Origin of the sequence: Pseudomonas koreensis (assembly GCF_012986595.1) — a bacterium.
Lineage (GTDB): Bacteria > Pseudomonadota > Gammaproteobacteria > Pseudomonadales > Pseudomonadaceae > Aquipseudomonas > Aquipseudomonas koreensis.
Genome location: NZ_JAAQYM010000009.1, coordinates 273252 through 290659, shown reverse-complemented (window position 1 = coordinate 290659; position 17408 = coordinate 273252). Strand labels below are relative to the sequence as shown.

At 59.2% G+C, this 17408-nt stretch carries 17 protein-coding genes and 4 tRNA genes; 11 read left to right on the top strand and 10 right to left on the bottom strand.

Going from position 1 to position 17408, the window contains the following annotated elements:
• Nucleotides 1–133: 133 nt before the first annotated feature.
• Together HBN98_RS26860 and HBN98_RS26855 are read left to right on the top strand one after the other, a co-directional pair.
• The gene (locus HBN98_RS26860; RefSeq protein WP_083367893.1) at nucleotides 134–3082 is read left to right on the top strand and encodes a DUF748 domain-containing protein; all 2949 of its coding nucleotides are present in this window, start codon (nucleotides 134–136) and stop codon (nucleotides 3080–3082) included.
• Complete coding sequence (locus HBN98_RS26855) at nucleotides 3082–3378, top strand: DUF2845 domain-containing protein (protein WP_064589229.1); 297 nt, start codon at nucleotides 3082–3084, stop codon at nucleotides 3376–3378. The genes HBN98_RS26860 and HBN98_RS26855 overlap by 1 nt, the downstream gene beginning before the upstream one ends.
• A gap of 268 nt (nucleotides 3379–3646) precedes the next feature.
• Here the strand turns inward: HBN98_RS26855 and HBN98_RS26850 are convergent, their stop codons facing one another.
• Both HBN98_RS26850 and HBN98_RS26845 read right to left on the bottom strand, forming a co-directional pair.
• Complete coding sequence (locus HBN98_RS26850; protein WP_016986244.1) at nucleotides 3647–4003, bottom strand: BON domain-containing protein; 357 nt, start codon at nucleotides 4001–4003, stop codon at nucleotides 3647–3649.
• 298 nt (nucleotides 4004–4301) lie between these two features.
• Complete coding sequence (locus HBN98_RS26845; protein ID WP_083367892.1) at nucleotides 4302–4718, bottom strand: pilin; 417 nt, start codon at nucleotides 4716–4718, stop codon at nucleotides 4302–4304.
• A gap of 226 nt (nucleotides 4719–4944) precedes the next feature.
• Between HBN98_RS26845 and pilB the strand changes: the two genes are divergently transcribed.
• Genes pilB through yacG form a run of 5 tightly spaced genes read left to right on the top strand, consistent with a single transcriptional unit; the run spans nucleotide 4945 to nucleotide 9553 of the window.
• Nucleotides 4945–6645 carry a type IV-A pilus assembly ATPase PilB gene (gene pilB / locus HBN98_RS26840; protein ID WP_083367891.1) on the top strand — a complete coding sequence of 567 codons (1701 nt, stop codon included), beginning with the start codon at nucleotides 4945–4947 and terminating at the stop codon, nucleotides 6643–6645.
• A gap of 2 nt (nucleotides 6646–6647) precedes the next feature.
• Nucleotides 6648–7865, top strand: coding sequence for a type II secretion system F family protein (locus tag HBN98_RS26835; protein ID WP_083367890.1), 1218 nt, complete (start codon nucleotides 6648–6650; stop codon nucleotides 7863–7865).
• 1 nt (nucleotide 7866) lies between these two features.
• A complete protein-coding gene (locus HBN98_RS26830) occupies nucleotides 7867–8739 on the top strand; it encodes a prepilin peptidase (protein ID WP_083367889.1) in 873 nt (290 codons plus the stop codon).
• Nucleotides 8736–9359, top strand: coding sequence for a dephospho-CoA kinase (coaE, locus tag HBN98_RS26825; protein WP_083367888.1), 624 nt, complete (start codon nucleotides 8736–8738; stop codon nucleotides 9357–9359). Before HBN98_RS26830 ends, coaE begins: the two co-directional genes overlap by 4 nt.
• Nucleotides 9356–9553: a DNA gyrase inhibitor YacG gene (yacG, locus tag HBN98_RS26820; RefSeq protein WP_003228296.1), complete on the top strand. Its 198-nt coding sequence runs from the start codon at nucleotides 9356–9358 to the stop codon at nucleotides 9551–9553. Before coaE ends, yacG begins: the two co-directional genes overlap by 4 nt.
• A 6-nt stretch (nucleotides 9554–9559) precedes the next feature.
• Here yacG and HBN98_RS26815 read toward each other — a convergent pair whose 3' ends face one another.
• The 3 genes from HBN98_RS26815 to HBN98_RS26805 all read right to left on the bottom strand — a co-directional run bounded on the left by HBN98_RS26815 (nucleotide 9560) and on the right by HBN98_RS26805 (nucleotide 10994).
• Nucleotides 9560–9775 (bottom strand): hypothetical protein, encoded by a 216-nt coding sequence (locus tag HBN98_RS26815; RefSeq protein ID WP_064382081.1) that lies wholly within the window; start codon nucleotides 9773–9775, stop codon nucleotides 9560–9562.
• Nucleotides 9776–9840: 65 nt separating this feature from the next.
• The gene (locus HBN98_RS26810) at nucleotides 9841–10530 is read right to left on the bottom strand and encodes an energy-coupling factor ABC transporter permease (RefSeq protein WP_064589235.1); all 690 of its coding nucleotides are present in this window, start codon (nucleotides 10528–10530) and stop codon (nucleotides 9841–9843) included.
• Nucleotides 10527–10994 carry an FAD/FMN-containing dehydrogenase gene (locus HBN98_RS26805; protein ID WP_083369399.1) on the bottom strand — a complete coding sequence of 156 codons (468 nt, stop codon included), beginning with the start codon at nucleotides 10992–10994 and terminating at the stop codon, nucleotides 10527–10529. Before HBN98_RS26805 ends, HBN98_RS26810 begins: the two co-directional genes overlap by 4 nt.
• A 129-nt stretch (nucleotides 10995–11123) precedes the next feature.
• Here HBN98_RS26805 and HBN98_RS26800 point away from each other — a divergent pair, with 129 nt between their 5' ends.
• The 4 genes from HBN98_RS26800 (at nucleotide 11124) to HBN98_RS26785 (ending at nucleotide 13861) form a co-directional block, all read left to right on the top strand.
• On the top strand, nucleotides 11124–11750 hold the full coding sequence (locus HBN98_RS26800) for a DUF1780 domain-containing protein (protein ID WP_003228301.1): 627 nt from the start codon (nucleotides 11124–11126) through the stop codon (nucleotides 11748–11750).
• On the top strand, nucleotides 11747–12274 hold the full coding sequence (locus tag HBN98_RS26795; RefSeq protein WP_064589236.1) for an MOSC domain-containing protein: 528 nt from the start codon (nucleotides 11747–11749) through the stop codon (nucleotides 12272–12274). Before HBN98_RS26800 ends, HBN98_RS26795 begins: the two co-directional genes overlap by 4 nt.
• A gap of 51 nt (nucleotides 12275–12325) precedes the next feature.
• On the top strand, nucleotides 12326–12499 hold the full coding sequence (locus HBN98_RS26790) for a DUF3094 family protein (protein WP_064589237.1): 174 nt from the start codon (nucleotides 12326–12328) through the stop codon (nucleotides 12497–12499).
• Between the two features lie 63 nt (nucleotides 12500–12562).
• The gene (locus HBN98_RS26785; RefSeq protein WP_083367887.1) at nucleotides 12563–13861 is read left to right on the top strand and encodes an NAD(P)/FAD-dependent oxidoreductase; all 1299 of its coding nucleotides are present in this window, start codon (nucleotides 12563–12565) and stop codon (nucleotides 13859–13861) included.
• Nucleotides 13862–14038: 177 nt separating this feature from the next.
• Here HBN98_RS26785 and HBN98_RS26780 read toward each other — a convergent pair.
• The 5 genes from HBN98_RS26780 to clpB all read right to left on the bottom strand — a co-directional run bounded on the left by HBN98_RS26780 (nucleotide 14039) and on the right by clpB (nucleotide 17315).
• A tRNA-Pro gene (locus tag HBN98_RS26780) sits at nucleotides 14039–14115 on the bottom strand.
• 97 nt (nucleotides 14116–14212) lie between these two features.
• Nucleotides 14213–14288: transfer RNA gene (locus HBN98_RS26775), tRNA-Lys, on the bottom strand.
• A gap of 5 nt (nucleotides 14289–14293) precedes the next feature.
• A tRNA-Pro gene (locus tag HBN98_RS26770) sits at nucleotides 14294–14370 on the bottom strand.
• Between the two features lie 9 nt (nucleotides 14371–14379).
• Nucleotides 14380–14455: transfer RNA gene (locus HBN98_RS26765), tRNA-Asn, on the bottom strand.
• 295 nt (nucleotides 14456–14750) lie between these two features.
• Nucleotides 14751–17315 carry an ATP-dependent chaperone ClpB gene (gene clpB / locus HBN98_RS26760; RefSeq protein WP_064589239.1) on the bottom strand — a complete coding sequence of 855 codons (2565 nt, stop codon included), beginning with the start codon at nucleotides 17313–17315 and terminating at the stop codon, nucleotides 14751–14753.
• Nucleotides 17316–17408: the final 93 nt, after the last annotated feature.

Genomic DNA, 17408 nt, shown 5'->3' with positions numbered 1-17408 from the left:
AACAAGATCACAAGATCGCAGCCTGCGGCAGCTCCTACAACGATTGCGGACAAATCTGAACAATCCTGCCCCCCACGATGTACTTCGGAACCGGAATCGCGTGCCATACTCCAAGGCACTCCGATTCAGACAGATGAAGCCGCACATGCCCAAAGGATTGATTCGCGCGATTGGCGCCTTGTTGACTGCTCTGGCCCTCTACAGCCTGCTGGGGTTTCTGATTTTGCCGGGCATCGCCCTGCGCATTGCCAACCAGCAGTTGGCCAACTACGCCACGGTGCCTGCGCATATCCAGCGCATCGAACTCAATCCGTTCAGCCTTGAAGTCACCCTGTGGGGCCTGATCATTGGTGAGCCGGGCAAGGAACAAGTCGGCTTCGAGCGGTTGTACGCCAACCTGCAAATCGACAGCCTGTGGACCAAAGCCCTGCACCTGGCCGATATCGAGCTGGACAAGCCGAAGACTGAAATCCTCTTCGCCAAGGACGGTCAGCTGAATCTGCTGGGCCTGTTCAAACTCCCCGCCAGCGAGCCGACCCCGGTCGATCCGAATGCCAAGCCGTTCCCGCTGCGCATCGACCGCATCCAGTTGGCCGGTGGCAATGTGCATTTCGAAGACGCCCGGCCGAGCGAGCCGATCGAGTTCCTCTACGACAAACTCGACTTCGAACTGAAAAACCTCAGCACCCTGCCCGAAGACAATGCCGACATGACGCTGGTGGCTGCCGGCCCGGCCGGTGGGCAGATCGACTGGAAGGGCAACTTCAGCCTGATCCCCTTCACCTCTGAAGGCACGCTGAAGGTCACCGATGGCAAGATGAAATCGTTCTGGCCCTACGTGCGTGACGCGCTGCCGCTGGTGCTCGAAGACGGTGTGATCAACCTCAGCACCGAGTACAAACTCAATCTGTCGAAAGAAACCGAACTGCTGCTCAACAACGTCGCGGTGAGCATTGCGCCATTCGCGATCAAGGCGCCGGACGGCCGCCCGTTGGCAAAACTTGAACGCCTCGACGTCAGCGAAACCTCGGTGGACCTGGCCAAACAACAAGTGGTGGTCGGCAAGATTCGCAGCAACAAACTGGAAACCTGGGCCGCGCTCGAGGCCGACGGTCAACTGGACTGGCAGAAACTGTTCGCCAGCCAACCGTCCAAACCCGCAGCCAAAGCCGCGGCGGAACCTGCCAATACCCCGGCAGCCGCCGACTCTCCGAAAACATCGCCCGCGCCGAGCAAGCCATGGCAAGTGCTGCTCAAAGACGTGCAGTTGCGCAACTACACGGTGCATCTGGCCGACCGTTCGGCGAAACCGCCGGTGGCGCTGGATGTCACGCCGCTGAACATTGATCTGCAGGATTTCGACAGCCTCAACGGATCGCCCTTCAAGGTCAAACTCGACAGCGGGCTGGGCAAACAAGGCAAGATCAACGCCGACGGCGTGGTCAACCTCGCCCCGGTCACCGCCCAGCTCAACGTGAAAACCCAGGACATCGACCTGCGGGTCGCGCAGTCCTACATCAATCCGTTCATTCGCCTGGAACTGCGCAGCGGCATGCTCGGCAGCGACCTGAAGGTCAATCTCAAGAGTACCGAGCCATTGGCACTCGGCGTGACCGGGCGTGCGCAGATCGATCAACTGCACACCCTCGACACCCTGAAAACCCGCGACTTCCTCAAGTGGCAGCAAGTGGTGGTTGAAGGCATCAACTATCAACACGGTGACAGCCTGTCGATCGACAAGGTCAACCTGTTCCAGCCGTACGTGCGATTCATGATCAACGATGACCGCACCACCAACATTGACGATCTGCTGATCCCGCAACCGCCCGACAGCGGTGCGAAGACTGCCGCCGCCAAACCGGCCAGCAAGGACAAGCCGCTGGGCATTCACATCGGCGCGATTGCAATCAACGACGGCTCGGCCAACTTCGCCGACTTCAGCCTGACGCCGAACTTCGCCACCGCGGTTCAACAGCTCAACGGCCAGATCGGCACCATCGACAGTCGTCAGGCGAAACCGGCCAGCGTCGACATCAAGGGCAAGGTCGACCGCTATGCGCCAGTCACCATCAAAGGCGCGGTCAACCCGTTCGACCCGATGGCCAGCCTCGACATCGCCACCAGTTTCAAGCGTGTCGAGCTGACCACCCTGACCCCGTACTCGGGCAAATTTGCCGGTTACCGCATCCGCAAGGGCCGTCTCAACCTCGACCTGCATTACCTGATCACCAAGGGCCAGTTGAAGGCTGAAAACAAAGTGGTGGTCGAACAACTGCAACTCGGTGAGAAAGTCGACAGCCCGGATGCCGTGAGCCTGCCGCTGAAACTGGCGATTGCCCTGCTCAAGGATGTCGACGGCAAGATCTCCATCGAGCTGCCGGTCACCGGCGACCTCAACAATCCGCAGTTCAGCGTGATGCCGATTGTCTGGCAAACCCTGCGCAATCTGATCGTCAAAGCGGCTGCAGCACCGTTCAAGATGATTGGCGGGCTGATCAACGGCGGCGGTTCCGAAGACCTCGGCACCGTGTCCTTTGCCCCGGGTTCCAGCGACCTGAGCAAGGACGCCGAGTCGGCCCTGGATAAACTGTCCAAAGCCCTGAAGGAGCGTCCGGCCCTGCGCCTGGAAATCGAAGGCACTGCCGCGCAGAGCAGCGATGGTCCGTTGATCGCCGAACAGCGTCTGGAACGCGAATACCAGTACAACTACTACAAGATGCTCCAGCGCCGTGGCGACAAGGTGCCGGCGCAAGCCTCGCTGCTGCAGGTCCCGGAAAACGAGAAAGGCCCGTTGCTCGAAGGCATCTACCGCACCCGCCTGAAAACCCAGCCACCGGCCGAATGGAAGGACCTGGGCAAGGAAGAGCGCACGGCGAAAATGCGTGAAGGCATCATCAAGTTCTGGAGTTCCAGCGATGTGCTGCTGCGCCAGCTGGGTCAGGAACGCGCCAGCAGCATCAAGGACTATCTGGTCGACAAAGGCCAACTGGCGGATGATCGGGTGTACTTCATCGACACCAACCTGGGTGAGGCCGAAAGCGATGGCCGGGTCGTGACGCAAATGCATCTGGACGCCGAATGATGAACCACAAATGGCTGGTTGCGCTGACGTTGATACTCGCCGCCAGCCCTGCCCTGGCCTCCGACACGCTGCGCTGTGGCAGCCAACTGGTCAGCCTCGGCGACCGCGCCAGCGAAGTGCTGCAGAAGTGCGGCGAGCCGGTCAGTCGCGACGCCCTCGGCTACAAGCGCAGCGCCAATCGCCGCGAAGAGTTTCAGGTCGAGGAATGGACCTACGGCCCGAGCAACGGCATGTACCAGTACCTGCGCTTTGAAGGCAATCGCCTGCGACAGATCAACAGCAAGCGCGGCAATTGAGTCACACCATCCCTCTGTAGGAGTGAGCTTGCTCGCGATAGCGGTCTTTCAGCGGCACGTTTTGCTGACTGACACACCGCTATCGCGAGCAGGCTCATTCCTACAGTTGTTTTGTGGTGCCCCTGAAATAGAACAGGCCCCGACACAAGTGCCGGGGCCTGTAATGGTCACATCCGTGTGACCGTTCGCATGAACTCTAAAGTTGCGGCAGACGTATTGCTCGGCCCGTCTGTCGCGCCTTCTCCCGGTCCAGGCGAGAAGTCATGCCTTACTCGGCTTTCAGGCCGTCAGCGGAGACCGCTTTAACGCCTTTGATTTTCTTGGTGATGTTTACAGCGGTAGTTTTCTGAGCTTCGGTGATGGCTACAGTCGACGACAGCGATACAACACCTTTGTTGGTTTCGACTTTGATGTCAGTACCTGGAATGCCTTTTTCGGTGACCAGGTCGCTTTTCACTTTGGTAGTGATCCAGGTATCGGAAGTAGTTTCCTTAGCCTTGGTCATTTCACCAGCAGCCAGAGTCATTGGAGCCTGAGTAGCCTGGGTGGATTGTGCGAAGGCACCGGAAGCCATGGTCAGGGTCAGCGCGGTAGCAGCAGCGGCAGTGATAGCGAACTTCTTCATACGAGTAACTCCTGTTTTTCTGGAAAGTCTGCTGGTTGTCTTGTCAGCAGGGTTACTGGATATATTGCGAACGCTGTGCCAACTTTTCCAAATACAATAAATCTTTAAAAATCAATAAGTTATAAGTTAAGCAATTTTTCGAAATCATGCAATTTGCATGACAAGTGCATTATTGACATGCAAGTTGCGGCTTTTCGGAAAGTTCCTAACACGCTGAAATTATTGAATCTTTTTAAACCGAAAAATCAAAAAAGCCCCGCAATGCGGGGCTTTTTCCAAACTTGATTCATACGTTCGATCAGACGCCAGGGCAGCCCGTCGTTGAGTAATCCTTCGAGCCGGAAAATTTGCAGGTCCACCCGGTGGCGGCCACACGTGTGAGAGTAACGGTTTGACTCAGCACCGGGGCCGGAGCATTGAGCAGCGTGCAAGTAATGGTTCCGCTGCCGTCGGAAACTTTCCCGGTCACAGCCAATGTGCAGTTTTGCGTGGCAGCTGTTCCGCCATTGACATTGGTGATGGTCGGGTCGGCCGAGCCTGCGTTGATCACGTCTTCAAAATTGACTTTGAGCGCAGAAGCTTCAGCAATCCCGGCGGTCACCTTGGCCCGCGCTTGATACTTCGAATACTGCGGCAAGGCGATGGTCGCCAGAATGCCGATGATCGCCACGACGATCAGCAGCTCGATCAGAGTAAAGCCCTGTTGTTTTTTCATAGCCACGCTCCATGCATGAGTCGGAATCTCATGATCTGAGATGGGCTCAGCATAGCCCATGCCAACCGTGCCATGCCCCCGAATACTCGGCATGAGCGCGATGCGACGGCCCTTCCTACAACCGACAACCGCACTATCTGACACTTTTTGTCACCTGTGCCCGACGTGTTTGGCGCTGTCACTTGACTAGGCTATAAGTCATGAACGGCAAGCGTGCGGAATCCCCATGAATGACATCGCTCTGAGCGGTCTGGCCAAGCAACTGGTACAGGCTGAACTGTTGACGGAAAAAAGCGCCCAGCAAGCTTGGCAACAGGCACAGCGCAATCGGCTGTCGCTGGTCAGCTATCTGGTGCAGAACAAACTGGTAAAGAGTTCCCAAGTGGCTGAAATCGCTTCCGAGCATTTCGGCATGGCCTTCATGGACCTCAATTGCCTCGACAAGGAAACCCAGCCCAAGGGCCTGGTCAGTGAAAAACTGGTGCGCCAGCATCACGCCCTGCCCTTGTGGCGGCGCGGCAACAAACTGTTCGTGGGCATTTCCGACCCGAGCAATCACCAGGCGATCAACGACATTCAGTTCAGCACCGGGTTGAGCACCGAAGCGATTCTGGTAGAGGACGACAAGCTCACCGATGCCATCGAGAAGTTCTTCGACACCCACGCCAGCGGGCTGGAAGACATGGCCGATGTTGATCTCGACGGCGTGGATGTCGAATCCGTCGACGACAGCCGCCAGGACGCCATCGGCGGGCTCGATGCCGATGATGCCCCGGTGGTTCGCTTCGTGCACAAGATGCTGCTCGACGCGATCAAGAGTGGTTCCTCCGACCTGCACTTCGAACCCTACGAAAAGAACTTCCGGGTGCGGGTGCGGACCGACGGCATCCTGCGCGAAGTGGCCAAACCGCCGATCCAGTTGGCCGGCCGGATCGCCGCACGCCTGAAAGTCATGGCCAGCCTCGACATCTCGGAACGACGCAAACCCCAGGACGGGCGGATCAAGATGCGCCTGTCGAAGAGCAAGTCGATCGACTTCCGGGTCAACACCCTGCCGACCCTGTGGGGTGAAAAAGTGGTGATCCGGATCCTCGATCCGTCCAGTGCGCAGATCGGCATTGATGCGCTGGGTTACGAGCCGGCGCAGAAAGACCTGTACATGGCGGCGCTCAAGCAACCGCAGGGGATGATTCTGGTGACCGGGCCAACCGGCTCGGGGAAAACCGTATCGCTGTACACCGGCCTGAATATCCTCAATACCGTCGACATCAACATTTCCACCGCCGAAGACCCGGTGGAAATCAACATGGAAGGCATCAACCAGGTCAACGTCAATCCGAAACAGGGGCTGGATTTTGCCCAGGCGCTGCGCTCGTTTTTGCGCCAGGACCCGGATGTGATCATGGTCGGCGAGATCCGCGACCTGGAAACTGCCGAGATCGCGATCAAGGCTGCGCAGACCGGGCACCTCGTGTTGTCCACACTGCACACCAACAGCGCCGCCGAAACCCTGACCCGCCTGCACAACATGGGTATCCCCGGCTTCAACATCGCCACCTCGGTGAGCCTGATCATCGCCCAGCGCCTGGCGCGCAAGCTGTGCAGCCACTGCAAGAAACCGATCGAGATCCCTCGCGAAACACTGATCAAGGAGGGCTTTGCGCCGGAACAGATCGGCAGTTTCACGATCTATGAGCCGGTCGGTTGCGATCATTGCAACGGCGGCTACAAGGGGCGCGTGGGGATTTATGAAGTGGTGAAAAACACCCCCGAGCTGCAACGGCTGATCATGGCCGAAGGCAACTCGCTGGAAATCGACAGCCAGATGCGTCGCGACGGTTTCGACGATCTGCGCACCTCGGGCCTGCACAAGGCCATGCAAGGCATCACCAGCCTGGAAGAAATCAACCGGGTCACCAAGGACTGAACATGGCGGTCAAGGCAGCAAAAATCAGTGTCTACGCCTGGGAAGGCACGGACCGCAAAGGCAGCAAGGTTACCGGCGAATTGAGTGGGCAGAACCCCGCGCTGATCAAGGCCCAACTGCGCAAGCAAGGGATCAACCCCGGCAAGGTGCGCAAGAAATCCGCGTCCCTGCTGAGTTTCGGCAAACGCATCAAGGCCCAGGACATCGCGCTGTTCACCCGGCAGATGGCGACCATGATGAAGGCTGGCGTACCTTTGCTGCAGTCGTTCGACATCATTGGCGAAGGCTTCGACAATCCGGCGATGCGCAAACTGGTGGACGAGATGAAGCAGGAAGTGGCCGCCGGCAACAGCTTCGCCACTGCCCTGCGCAAGAAGCCGCAGTATTTCGATGAGTTGTATTGCAACCTGGTGGATGCCGGCGAGCAATCCGGCGCCCTCGACACGCTGCTTGAGCGGGTCGCGACCTACAAGGAAAAAAGCGAAGCACTCAAGGCCAAGATCAAGAAAGCCATGACCTACCCGACAGCGGTGGTGCTGGTGGCGATGGTCGTCACCGGGATTTTGCTGGTGAAGGTGGTGCCGCAGTTTCAGGCGGTGTTCTCCGGCTTCGGTGCGGAACTGCCGGCCTTCACGCTGATGGTGATCGGCATTTCCGAGTTCATGCAGCAATGGTGGTGGGCGGTGCTTGGCGTACTGGTTGCGGTGTTCTTCGGTACGCGTCGCGCGTTGAAAACATCCCAGGCACTGCGTGACCGCAAAGACACCTGGCTGCTGAAACTGCCGCTGGTGGGCACGCTGATGTACAAGTCGGCGGTGGCGCGATTCGCCCGCACCCTGTCGACCACGTTCGCCGCTGGCGTGCCTTTGGTAGAAGCGCTCGATTCAGTGGCCGGCGCCACCGGCAATGTGGTGTTCAAGCGCGCGGTGCTGCGCATCCGCCAGGACGTCGCCACCGGCATGCAGCTGAATTTTTCCATGCGCAGCACCGGCGTATTCCCCAACATGGCGGTGCAGATGACTGCCATCGGCGAGGAGTCCGGCGCGCTGGATGACATGCTCGACAAAGTCGCCGGTTTTTATGAGGACGAAGTGGATAACATGGTCGACAACCTCACCAGCCTGATGGAGCCGTTCATCATGGTAGTGCTCGGGGTCATCGTCGGCGGTCTGGTCGTGGCCATGTACTTGCCGATCTTCCAACTCGGCTCAGCGATCTGACATGCCTATCGACGAACTTTTCAGTCTGTATCCGCTGGCCTTTGTGTGCACCGCACTGCTGCTGGGTCTGGTGATCGGCAGTTTTCTCAACGTGCTGATCTGGCGTCTGCCGAAAATGCTCGAGCGCGATTGGCGCCAGCAGGCCCAGGACGTCCTCGGCCTGCCGACCGACACGCCCCTGCCCACCTACAACCTGATGCTGCCGCACTCCGCTTGCCCGCACTGCGGCCATCGGATTCGTGCGTGGGAGAACATTCCCCTGCTCAGCTATCTGGCCCTGCGCGGGCGCTGCTCCGATTGCGCCACACCGATCAGCAAGCGTTATCCCCTGACGGAACTGGCCTGCGGCCTGCTCTCGGCGTTCATCGCCTGGCAGGTAGGTTTTGGCTGGGCGGCGTGCCTGTTGATCGTCCTCACCTGGGGGCTGCTGGCGATGAGCCTGATCGACACCGAACATCAACTGCTGCCCGATGTGTTGGTGCTGCCGTTGCTGTGGCTGGGCTTGATCGTCAACAGTTTCGGGGTATTTGTCTCGCTGCACGCGGCGCTGTGGGGTGCGGTGGCCGGTTACATGGCGTTGTGGTCAGTGTTCTGGCTATTCAAGCTGCTGACCGGCAAGGACGGCATCGGCCATGGCGATTTCAAGCTGCTGGCGTTGCTCGGCGCCTGGGGCGGCTGGCAGATTCTGCCGCTGACGATCCTGCTGTCATCGCTGGTGGGCGCGATTGTCGGGGTGATTCTGCTGCGTCTGCGCGAACAGAAAACCTCGACGCCGATCCCCTTTGGCCCGTATCTGGCCATTGCCGGCTGGATTGCCTTGCTCTGGGGTGGTCAAATAACCGACTTCTATTGGCAGTTTGTCGGTTTGAAATGAATACCCCTGTGGAAAAACCCTGGATTCTCGGCCTGACCGGCGGCATCGGCAGCGGCAAAAGCGCTGCGGCCCAGCACTTTATCGACCTTGGGGTCCACGTGGTCGACGCCGACCATGCGGCACGCTGGGTGGTCGAGCCGGGGCGTCCGGCGCTGGCGAAGATTGCCGAACACTTCGGCCCGCAGGTGTTGCAGGCCGACGGCACGCTGAACCGTGCGGCCCTGCGCCAGCTGATTTTTGAACTGCCGGAGCAACGCCGCTGGCTCGAAGCCCTGCTGCATCCGTTGATCGCCGAGGAGATCGCCCAGCATCTGGCACTGGCAAAATCGCCTTACGCGATTCTGGTGTCACCGCTGTTGATCGAATCCGGGCAATACACGATGACCCAGCGCATCCTGGTGATCGATGCCCCGCAACAACTGCAGATCGAACGCACCTTGCAGCGTGACCAGACCAGCGAACAGCAGGTCCAGGCGATCCTCAAGGCCCAGTCGAGCCGCGAAGACCGCGTGAGCCGTGCCGACGATGTGGTGGTCAACGACCGCGACCTCGCCTGGCTGCACAGCGAAGTCGAGCGCCTGCATCACTTTTACCTGACTTTATCCGGAGGCCAGTCATGAGCCCTACAACCGTCGAATGCCCAACCTGCGGCGCCCCCGTGGAATTCACACCTGAGAACAAATTCCGTCCGTTCTGCTCTGATCGCTGCAAGCTGATCGACCTGGGTGCGTGGGCGTCGGAAGAACACAAGATCCCGGTGGCCCCGGACGCCGAAGACGAAATGTTCTCCGGCGATTTCGACCCGCGCCACTGATCGCCATCAGGGCCGCATGAAGCCGTAGTCCTGATCGTCGTCGAGGTTTTCCGCCAGAAAGCGCAACTCGTCGGCCAGGTCTTCGGCGTTGCGCACCGTCTTGCTCTGTTGCACCACCGCGCTGAGCAAGGCGCGCAAGCTCAGGCCCGGATCGAAACCCACCTCCTGCGCCATCTCCAGACTCTGCCGCGTTTCCTGCCTCGCCCACTCGTACACACTCATGCCGCTGCTCCTGAAGGAATTTGGCCGAGCATGAAATGCCGCGCGGGTGGCGGATTTGATGTGGATCAAGACTTGGGATCGTCGTCCTTCCACGGCGCCGAAAGGTAGCGGGTACGGTTGAAGGTCTCCAGCCACTCGGGACTGAACACCACCAGCGCGCTGATCACCATGCCGTTGATGAACGCTTCGGGAAAAATCAGCAGCCACAGGTAGCCGATAAAATCTTCCAGCCATTCCGGCATGGCAAACAGTCCGTCGTACCAGAGCAGGCTCAGGCTCAGCACCAGGCACAACAAGGCCGACAACGCCGCCGCAAAGAATCCGGAACAGAAGATATACACAAACGGATTACGTGGCTGGGCGCGCTCGACGACGATCGCCACACACTCGGTGATCAACACCGGCAACAGGATCAGCAGCGTGCCGTTGACCCCGACCGCCACCAGATCCTGACGCCCGAGCAACACCAACCCGAGCTGCGCCACCAGCCCGCCGACAATCGCCAGCGGCCAGTCGAGCAAGAGTGTCACGGCGGTCATACCGATGAAGTGGTAAGAGACGCCGGTGTCGAAATCCCTGCGCACCATCCACAACAGAAACAAGGCGAACACGGTGCCGAACAGCAAATGCTGCCGGCGACTGTCACTGAACAACTCGACCCACGGCGCACGACAGATCGCCCAGACCAGCACCGGCGCATAAATCAGCCAGCCCACCGTCAGGCTTTCAGGTGACAGCAGCTCGGCGCCGATCATGGGCGGGCCTTCTCCAGTGCCTCGTGCAACTGGGCCGCGTCGGCATACTCACGTTGTTCGAGCAGTCGGCCGTCCTTGAGTTGCAGCCACAGCACCGAGCCTTCGGCGCCCGGATAGCGCGAGGCCACCCGGCCCTCGCGGTCGAGCAGGACTCGATAGCTGTAGTCGCGCATGGCCGGAACGGCGAACATTTTGGCAATCAGTGCCGGCATGCGCTGGATATCGGCGACGAATACCGCGTGACGCGCTTCCAGATAGCCTTTGGGCTGGTCCTTCAACGCCTGTTTGATCAGCTTGGCGCCGTCCATGTCGCGCGCCACCAGCAGCGTCGTGGTGCGGTTGTCGAGGGTGAACGCCTGATCGTACTGATCAAGCAACGTCCAGGGCGCCAGGCGTTCGCCAACTTCAAGGGCCTGGGCCCACAGCGGAACAACAGCCAACAGCAGCAGCCAGCGATATTTCACGTTCATCCCCTCGATATGGCATTAACGGACGGTTTTCATCAGTCTACACCGCCCTTTCCGGCTGCCCACTGACACACTTTGCCGCGCGGTGCTTTCAGCTTGTCGCATTTGAACGCTAAGCTTGGGCTTATGGATGACTCAGATTACTTACGCCTGCTGACCATTGCGGCCGAGCAAGCCAACGCGTTCCTGTCCAATGCCCGCAAATGGGAGCGTGAGCGTTGGGTCTGCCAGCGCCTGCTGCAAGGCTTGAACATCCCTTACCGCGCCGACGAGTTCGCCCCTGCCGGCGAGCCGCCGGACGTGCTGTTTCGCGACGCCAATTTCGAAGTATTCTTCGTCCTCGATGAAGGGCGTCGGCTCAACGACGAATGGCGCGACGAACTGCAGCGGCGGCGCAGCGCGTTCTCGCTCAGCCAACTGGTGCGCCGTGAAGCCAAGCCGCGGCGGATCCCGGCCAACGAATTTCTGTTGCGCCTGGCGCCGACCCTGCGCAAAAAAGCGCACAACTACAAGGAACGCGGCATGGATCTGGGTGAGCTGGACATCATTGCCTTCGCCAGCCTCAAGCGCGAAGTGCTGGACCTCAACAGCCACTTTCCGCCGCCCACCGAATACCTGCGCCAGGGCTGGCGCTCGCTGTCGCTGGTCGGCCCGACCTTCGCCCGGGTGCTGTTCGCCCATCCCGACGCGCCGGACTTTCTGCGCAGCAACCTGGGACGCAGCATCGTCTTCGATGTCGGGATCAGCCTGTGACACCACTGCAGCAGTTGATTGCCGACGTCCCGCAGACCGGCCGCGTGCGCTGGATCGGCGTGCGCCCGCAATCCCGTGGCCCGATGCTCGAACTCGATGCAGTCGAGGCTCGTCTGGAGGCTGGATTAACCGGCGACCACGCCCGTCCCGGGGTGCGTAACGCGCGGCAAGTCACGCTGATTCAGTTCGAACACCTGGCCGTCATCAGCGCGTTGATGGGCCGGCCTGAAGATCAACCGGTGAGGCCTGAAGATCTGCGGCGCAATCTGGTCATCAGCGGCATCAATTTGTTCAGTCTCAAGGGGCGGCGCTTTCGCATTGGTCAGGCCATATTCGAAACCACCGGCTGGTGTCAGCCCTGCGCGCGCCTGCAAAACAACCTCGGCCCCGGCACCTTTCAAGCGGTGCGCGGGCATGGCGGAATTACCGCACGAGTGTTACAAAGCGGGATCATTCGCCTCGACGACGGTGTTTCGGTCGAACCGGTTCCGGCCAGTGGCTATGCTGCGTTCAACCCGGGATAAAAACCGCTGTAGCTTCCCCACCTTCAGCAACGTCTACCTGACGAGGCCTTTATGACCAGCCGCCTGAACCCCGAAGACCAGAAGCATGTCGAAGAGTACCTGCAGTTGTCCCAACACCGAGTCGAGCGCCGGCCTTTCCGGCCGTGGATGCTCCTCGTGCTGGTGGTTGCAGTGACCATTGGTCTGGGCCTGCTGAGCCGACTTATCAGTTACCTGACGCTATGAGCTGCCTCGCGCTCGCTCGGGTAACCGCACCGATTTCCTTTAAAAACCTTGCGAGTTATCCCCATGTCCCATCGTATTGTTATTGTCGGCGGCGGCGCCGGCGGTCTGGAGCTGGCTACCCGTCTGGGTAAGACTCTGGGCAAGCGCGGCACGGCCAGTGTGATGCTGGTCGACGCGAACCTGACGCACATCTGGAAACCACTGCTGCACGAAGTGGCCGCCGGATCCCTGAACTCTTCCGAAGACGAACTCAACTATGTTGCCCAAGCCAAATGGAACCACTTCGAGTTCCAGCTGGGGCGCATGAGCGGGCTTGATCGCGCAGAGAAAAAAATCCAGTTGGCGGCGACCTACGATGAGAACGGCGTAGAGCTGGTGCCGGCTCGTGAAGTGCCGTACGACACGCTGGTGATCAGCGTCGGCAGCACCACCAACGACTTCGGTACCCAGGGCGCAGCGCAGCACTGCCTGTTCCTCGACACCCGCAAACAGGCCGAGCGCTTCCACCAGCAACTGCTCAACCACTACCTGCGCGCCCATGCCGGGCAGACCGACGTGATCGAACAGATCAGCGTGGCCATCGTCGGTGCCGGCGCCACCGGTGTCGAACTGGCGGCAGAACTGCACAACGCCGCGCATGAGCTGGCGGCATACGGTCTGGACCGGATCAAACCGGAAAACATGCACATCACTCTGATCGAAGCCGGGCCACGGGTGCTGCCCGCCCTGCCGGAGCGCATCAGCGGGCCGGTGCACAAGACTCTGGAAAAGCTCGGGGTCAACGTGATGACCAACGCGTCGGTCAGCGAAGTGACCGCCGACAGTCTGATCACGGCCGATGGCAATGAGATCAAGGCCAGCCTGAAAGTCTGGGCTGCCGGTATTCGCGCACCGGGTTTCCTCAAGGACATCGACGGCCTGGAAACCAACCGCATCAATCAACTGCAAGTATTGCCGACGCTGCAGACCACCCGTGACGAAAACATCTTCGCCTTCGGTGATTGCGCCGCCTGCCCGCAACCGGGTTCGGATCGCAACGTGCCGCCACGTGCACAAGCCGCGCACCAACAGGCGTCGCTGCTGGCCAAATCGCTGAAATTGCGCATCGAAGGCAAATCCCTGCCGGAGTACAAGTACACCGACTACGGCTCGCTGATTTCGCTGTCACGTTTCTCGGCTGTGGGTAACTTGATGGGCAACCTGACCGGCAGCGTGATGCTCGAAGGCTGGCTGGCGCGGATGTTCTACGTCTCGCTGTACCGCATGCACCAGATGGCGCTGTACGGGCCGTTCCGCACGGCAATGCTGATGCTGGGCAGCAAGATCGGTCGCGGGACTGAGCCACGCCTGAAGCTGCACTGATCTAAAAAATGTGGGAGCGAGCCTGCTCGCGCAAGCGGTGTGTCAGTCGACGCCATTGTTGAATGACACACCCCCTTCGCGAGCAGGCTCGCTCCCATATTTGTTTTTGCGGTGCGATCGAGAGTTTTTTGCAGGCAAAAAAAATCCCCGTATCTTTCGATACGAGGATTTTTAATATGGTCGGGGTAAGGGGATTCGAACTCCTGACATCCTGCTCCCAAAGCAGGCGCGCTACCGGACTGCGCTATACCCCGGTAAAAAAAAGGCGATCTTTCAAAGATCGCCTTCTTCGATCAGCGCTTTTGGCCTCTGATCTTAAGATTCGATCCCAGTGTAACCTGGTTTCAAAAATGGTGGGTCGTGTGGGATTCGAACCTACGACCAATTGGTTAAAAGCCAACTGCTCTACCAACTGAGCTAACGACCCAAAAATGGTCGGGGTAAGGGGATTCGAACTCCTGACATCCTGCTCCCAAAGCAGGCGCGCTACCGGACTGCGCTATACCCCGGTTTGAAATTGGCTCCGTGACCAGGACTCGAACCTGGGACCCAATGATTAACAGTCATTTGCTCTACCGACTGAGCTATCACGGAACTACATATTTCAATTTACAACGGTGAATCTTACAGCTTCCAGACATCGTTCGCATCGCTGCGTTCGTGTGTCTGAGGCGCGCTATTCTACAACCTAGAACACCTCTGTCAACCCCCTAAATCGCTTTCAAGTTAATGATTTGCAACTTATTTCAGATTTCAGCTCAGTGAGCTGAGATGCTGCGGGTGACTGACTGCGGGGCGCACTTTACAAGCCTTTTCCTTAGAGTTCAACAGCCTAACGAAAAAAAGGCCTCGCAAAGCGAGGCCTTCCTTATTTCATTGGCTTTGCCGCTCAGTCGAAAACGATTTCGTCGTTCACGACCTTGCCGGTCGCCGTGTCGCCCGGCAGGAAATGCCCCGACAGGATCAACTGCGCCAACGGGTTTTCGATCCAGCGCTGGATCGCACGTTTGAGAGGACGTGCGCCATAAACCGGGTCGTAACCAACGGCAATCAACTTGTCCATCGCTTCCGGACTCAGTTCCAGCTTCAGCTCGCGCTCGGCCAGACGGCTGCGCAGACGGCCCAGCTGGATCTCGGTAATGCCCGCGATCTGATCCCGCGCCAATGGCTCGAAGATCACCACTTCGTCGACCCGGTTGATGAACTCGGGACGGAAGTGACTGGTCAGCGCGTCCATCACCGCTGCCCGCTGCGCCTCACGATCTCCCACCAGTTCCTGGATCTGCGACGAACCGAGGTTCGAGGTCATGACAATCACGGTATTGCGGAAATCCACCGTGCGCCCGTGGCTGTCGGTCAGTCGTCCATCCTCCAGCACTTGCAGCAGGATGTTGAACACATCCGGGTGCGCCTTCTCGACCTCATCCAGCAGGATCACCGAGTAAGGCTTGCGACGTACCGCTTCGGTCAGATAACCGCCCTCCTCGTAGCCCACGTAGCCCGGTGGTGCACCGATCAGCCGTGCCACGGAATGTTTCTCCATGAACTCGGACATGTCGATCCGCACCATCGCCTCTTCCGTATCAAAGAGGAATTCGGCCAACGCCTTGCACAGCTCGGTTTTACCGACACCGGTCGGGCCGAGGAACATGAACGAGCCGCTCGGACGATTCGGGTCCGCCAGCCCGGCACGGGAACGCCGTACCGCGTTGGACACCGCCACCACCGCCTCGTCCTGACCGATCACACGCTGGTGCAACAGGCTTTCCATCTTCATCAGCTTGTCGCGCTCGCCTTCGAGCATTTTCGATACCGGAATACCGGTCCACTTCGAAACGACTTCGGCGATTTCCTCTTCAGTCACCTTGCTGCGCAGCAACTGGTTTTCGCTCTTGCCGTGCTGGTCGACCATTTGCAGGCTGCGCTCCAGATCCGGGATCACCCCGTACTGCAATTCGGCCATGCGGTTGAGGTCGCCTTTACGGCGCGCGGCTTCCAGTTCCTGACGCGACTGCTCGATCTTCTGCTGAATCTGCGCCGAACCCTGCACCTCGGCTTTTTCCGAGTTCCAGATTTCTTCCAGATCCGAGTACTCACGCTCAAGGCGGACGATTTCTTCCTGGAGTTTTTCCAGGCGCTTCATGGCCGCTTCATCGCTTTCTTTCTTCAGCGCCTGGGATTCCACCTTCAACTGAATCAGGCGGCGCTCCAGACGATCCAGTACTTCCGGCTTGGAGTCGATTTCCATGCGGATACGGCTGGCGGCCTCGTCGATCAGGTCGATGGCCTTGTCCGGCAACTGCCGGTCAGTGATGTAGCGATGGCTGAGCTTGGCCGCGGCGATGATCGCGCCGTCGGTGATCGCCACCTTGTGGTGCACCTCATAACGCTCTTTAAGGCCACGCAGGATGGCAATCGTGTCTTCTTCGCTCGGCTCGTCCACCAGGACTTTCTGGAAGCGCCGTTCGAGGGCCGCGTCCTTCTCTATATATTGGCGGTACTCGTTGAGCGTGGTTGCGCCGACGCAATGCAGCTCACCGCGCGCCAGTGCCGGCTTGAGCATGTTGCCGGCATCCATCGAGCCTTCGCCTTTACCGGCGCCAACCATGGTGTGCAGTTCGTCGATGAACAGAATGATCTGACCTTCCTGCTTCGACAGTTCATTGAGCAGGGATTTCAGGCGTTCTTCGAACTCACCGCGGTACTTGGCACCGGCAATCAGCGCGCCCATGTCCAGTGACAGCAGACGCTTGCCTTTGAGGCCATCCGGCACTTCGCCGTTGATGATGCGCTGGGCCAGACCTTCGGCAATCGCGGTTTTACCCACGCCAGGCTCGCCGATCAGCACCGGGTTGTTCTTGGTCCGGCGTTGCAGAACCTGGATGGTGCGACGAATTTCGTCGTCACGGCCGATCACCGGATCGAGCTTGCCCTCCTCGGCGCGCTTGGTCAGGTCAACGGTGTACTTGTCCAACGCCTGACGCGACTCTTCGTGGTTGGCGTCATTGACGGCCTCACCACCGCGCAGGTTGTTGATCGCGTTTTCCAGGGCTTTCTTGCTCACGCCTTGGCCGAGCAGCAGTTTGCCGAGCTTGCTGTTCTCGTCCATCGCGGCGAGCAGCACCAGTTCGCTGGAAATGAACTGGTCACCCTTCTGCTGGGCCAGGCGATCGGCCTGATTGAGCAGGCGCGCCAGATCCTGCGACATGTTGACGTCGCCGGTCGGGTTCTGGATTTTCGGTAATTGATCGAGCTCTTTGGTCAGCTCTTTGCGCAAGCTGTTGACGTCAAAGCCTACTTGCATCAACAGGGGTTTGATCGAACCACCCTGCTGTTCAAGCATGGCTTGCATCAAATGCGCTGGCTCGATGGCCGGATGATCGTGGCCAACGGCCAGGGATTGGGCGTCGGATAACGCCAACTGTAATTTGCTGGTTAAACGGTCTATACGCATGGGTCACCTTCCTTTTGAGCAGGCCGGACCTAAGAAACCATCCTGAATAAAGAAACCTGCCAGATACCACTGTAGATGCGGTCGATTCTGGGA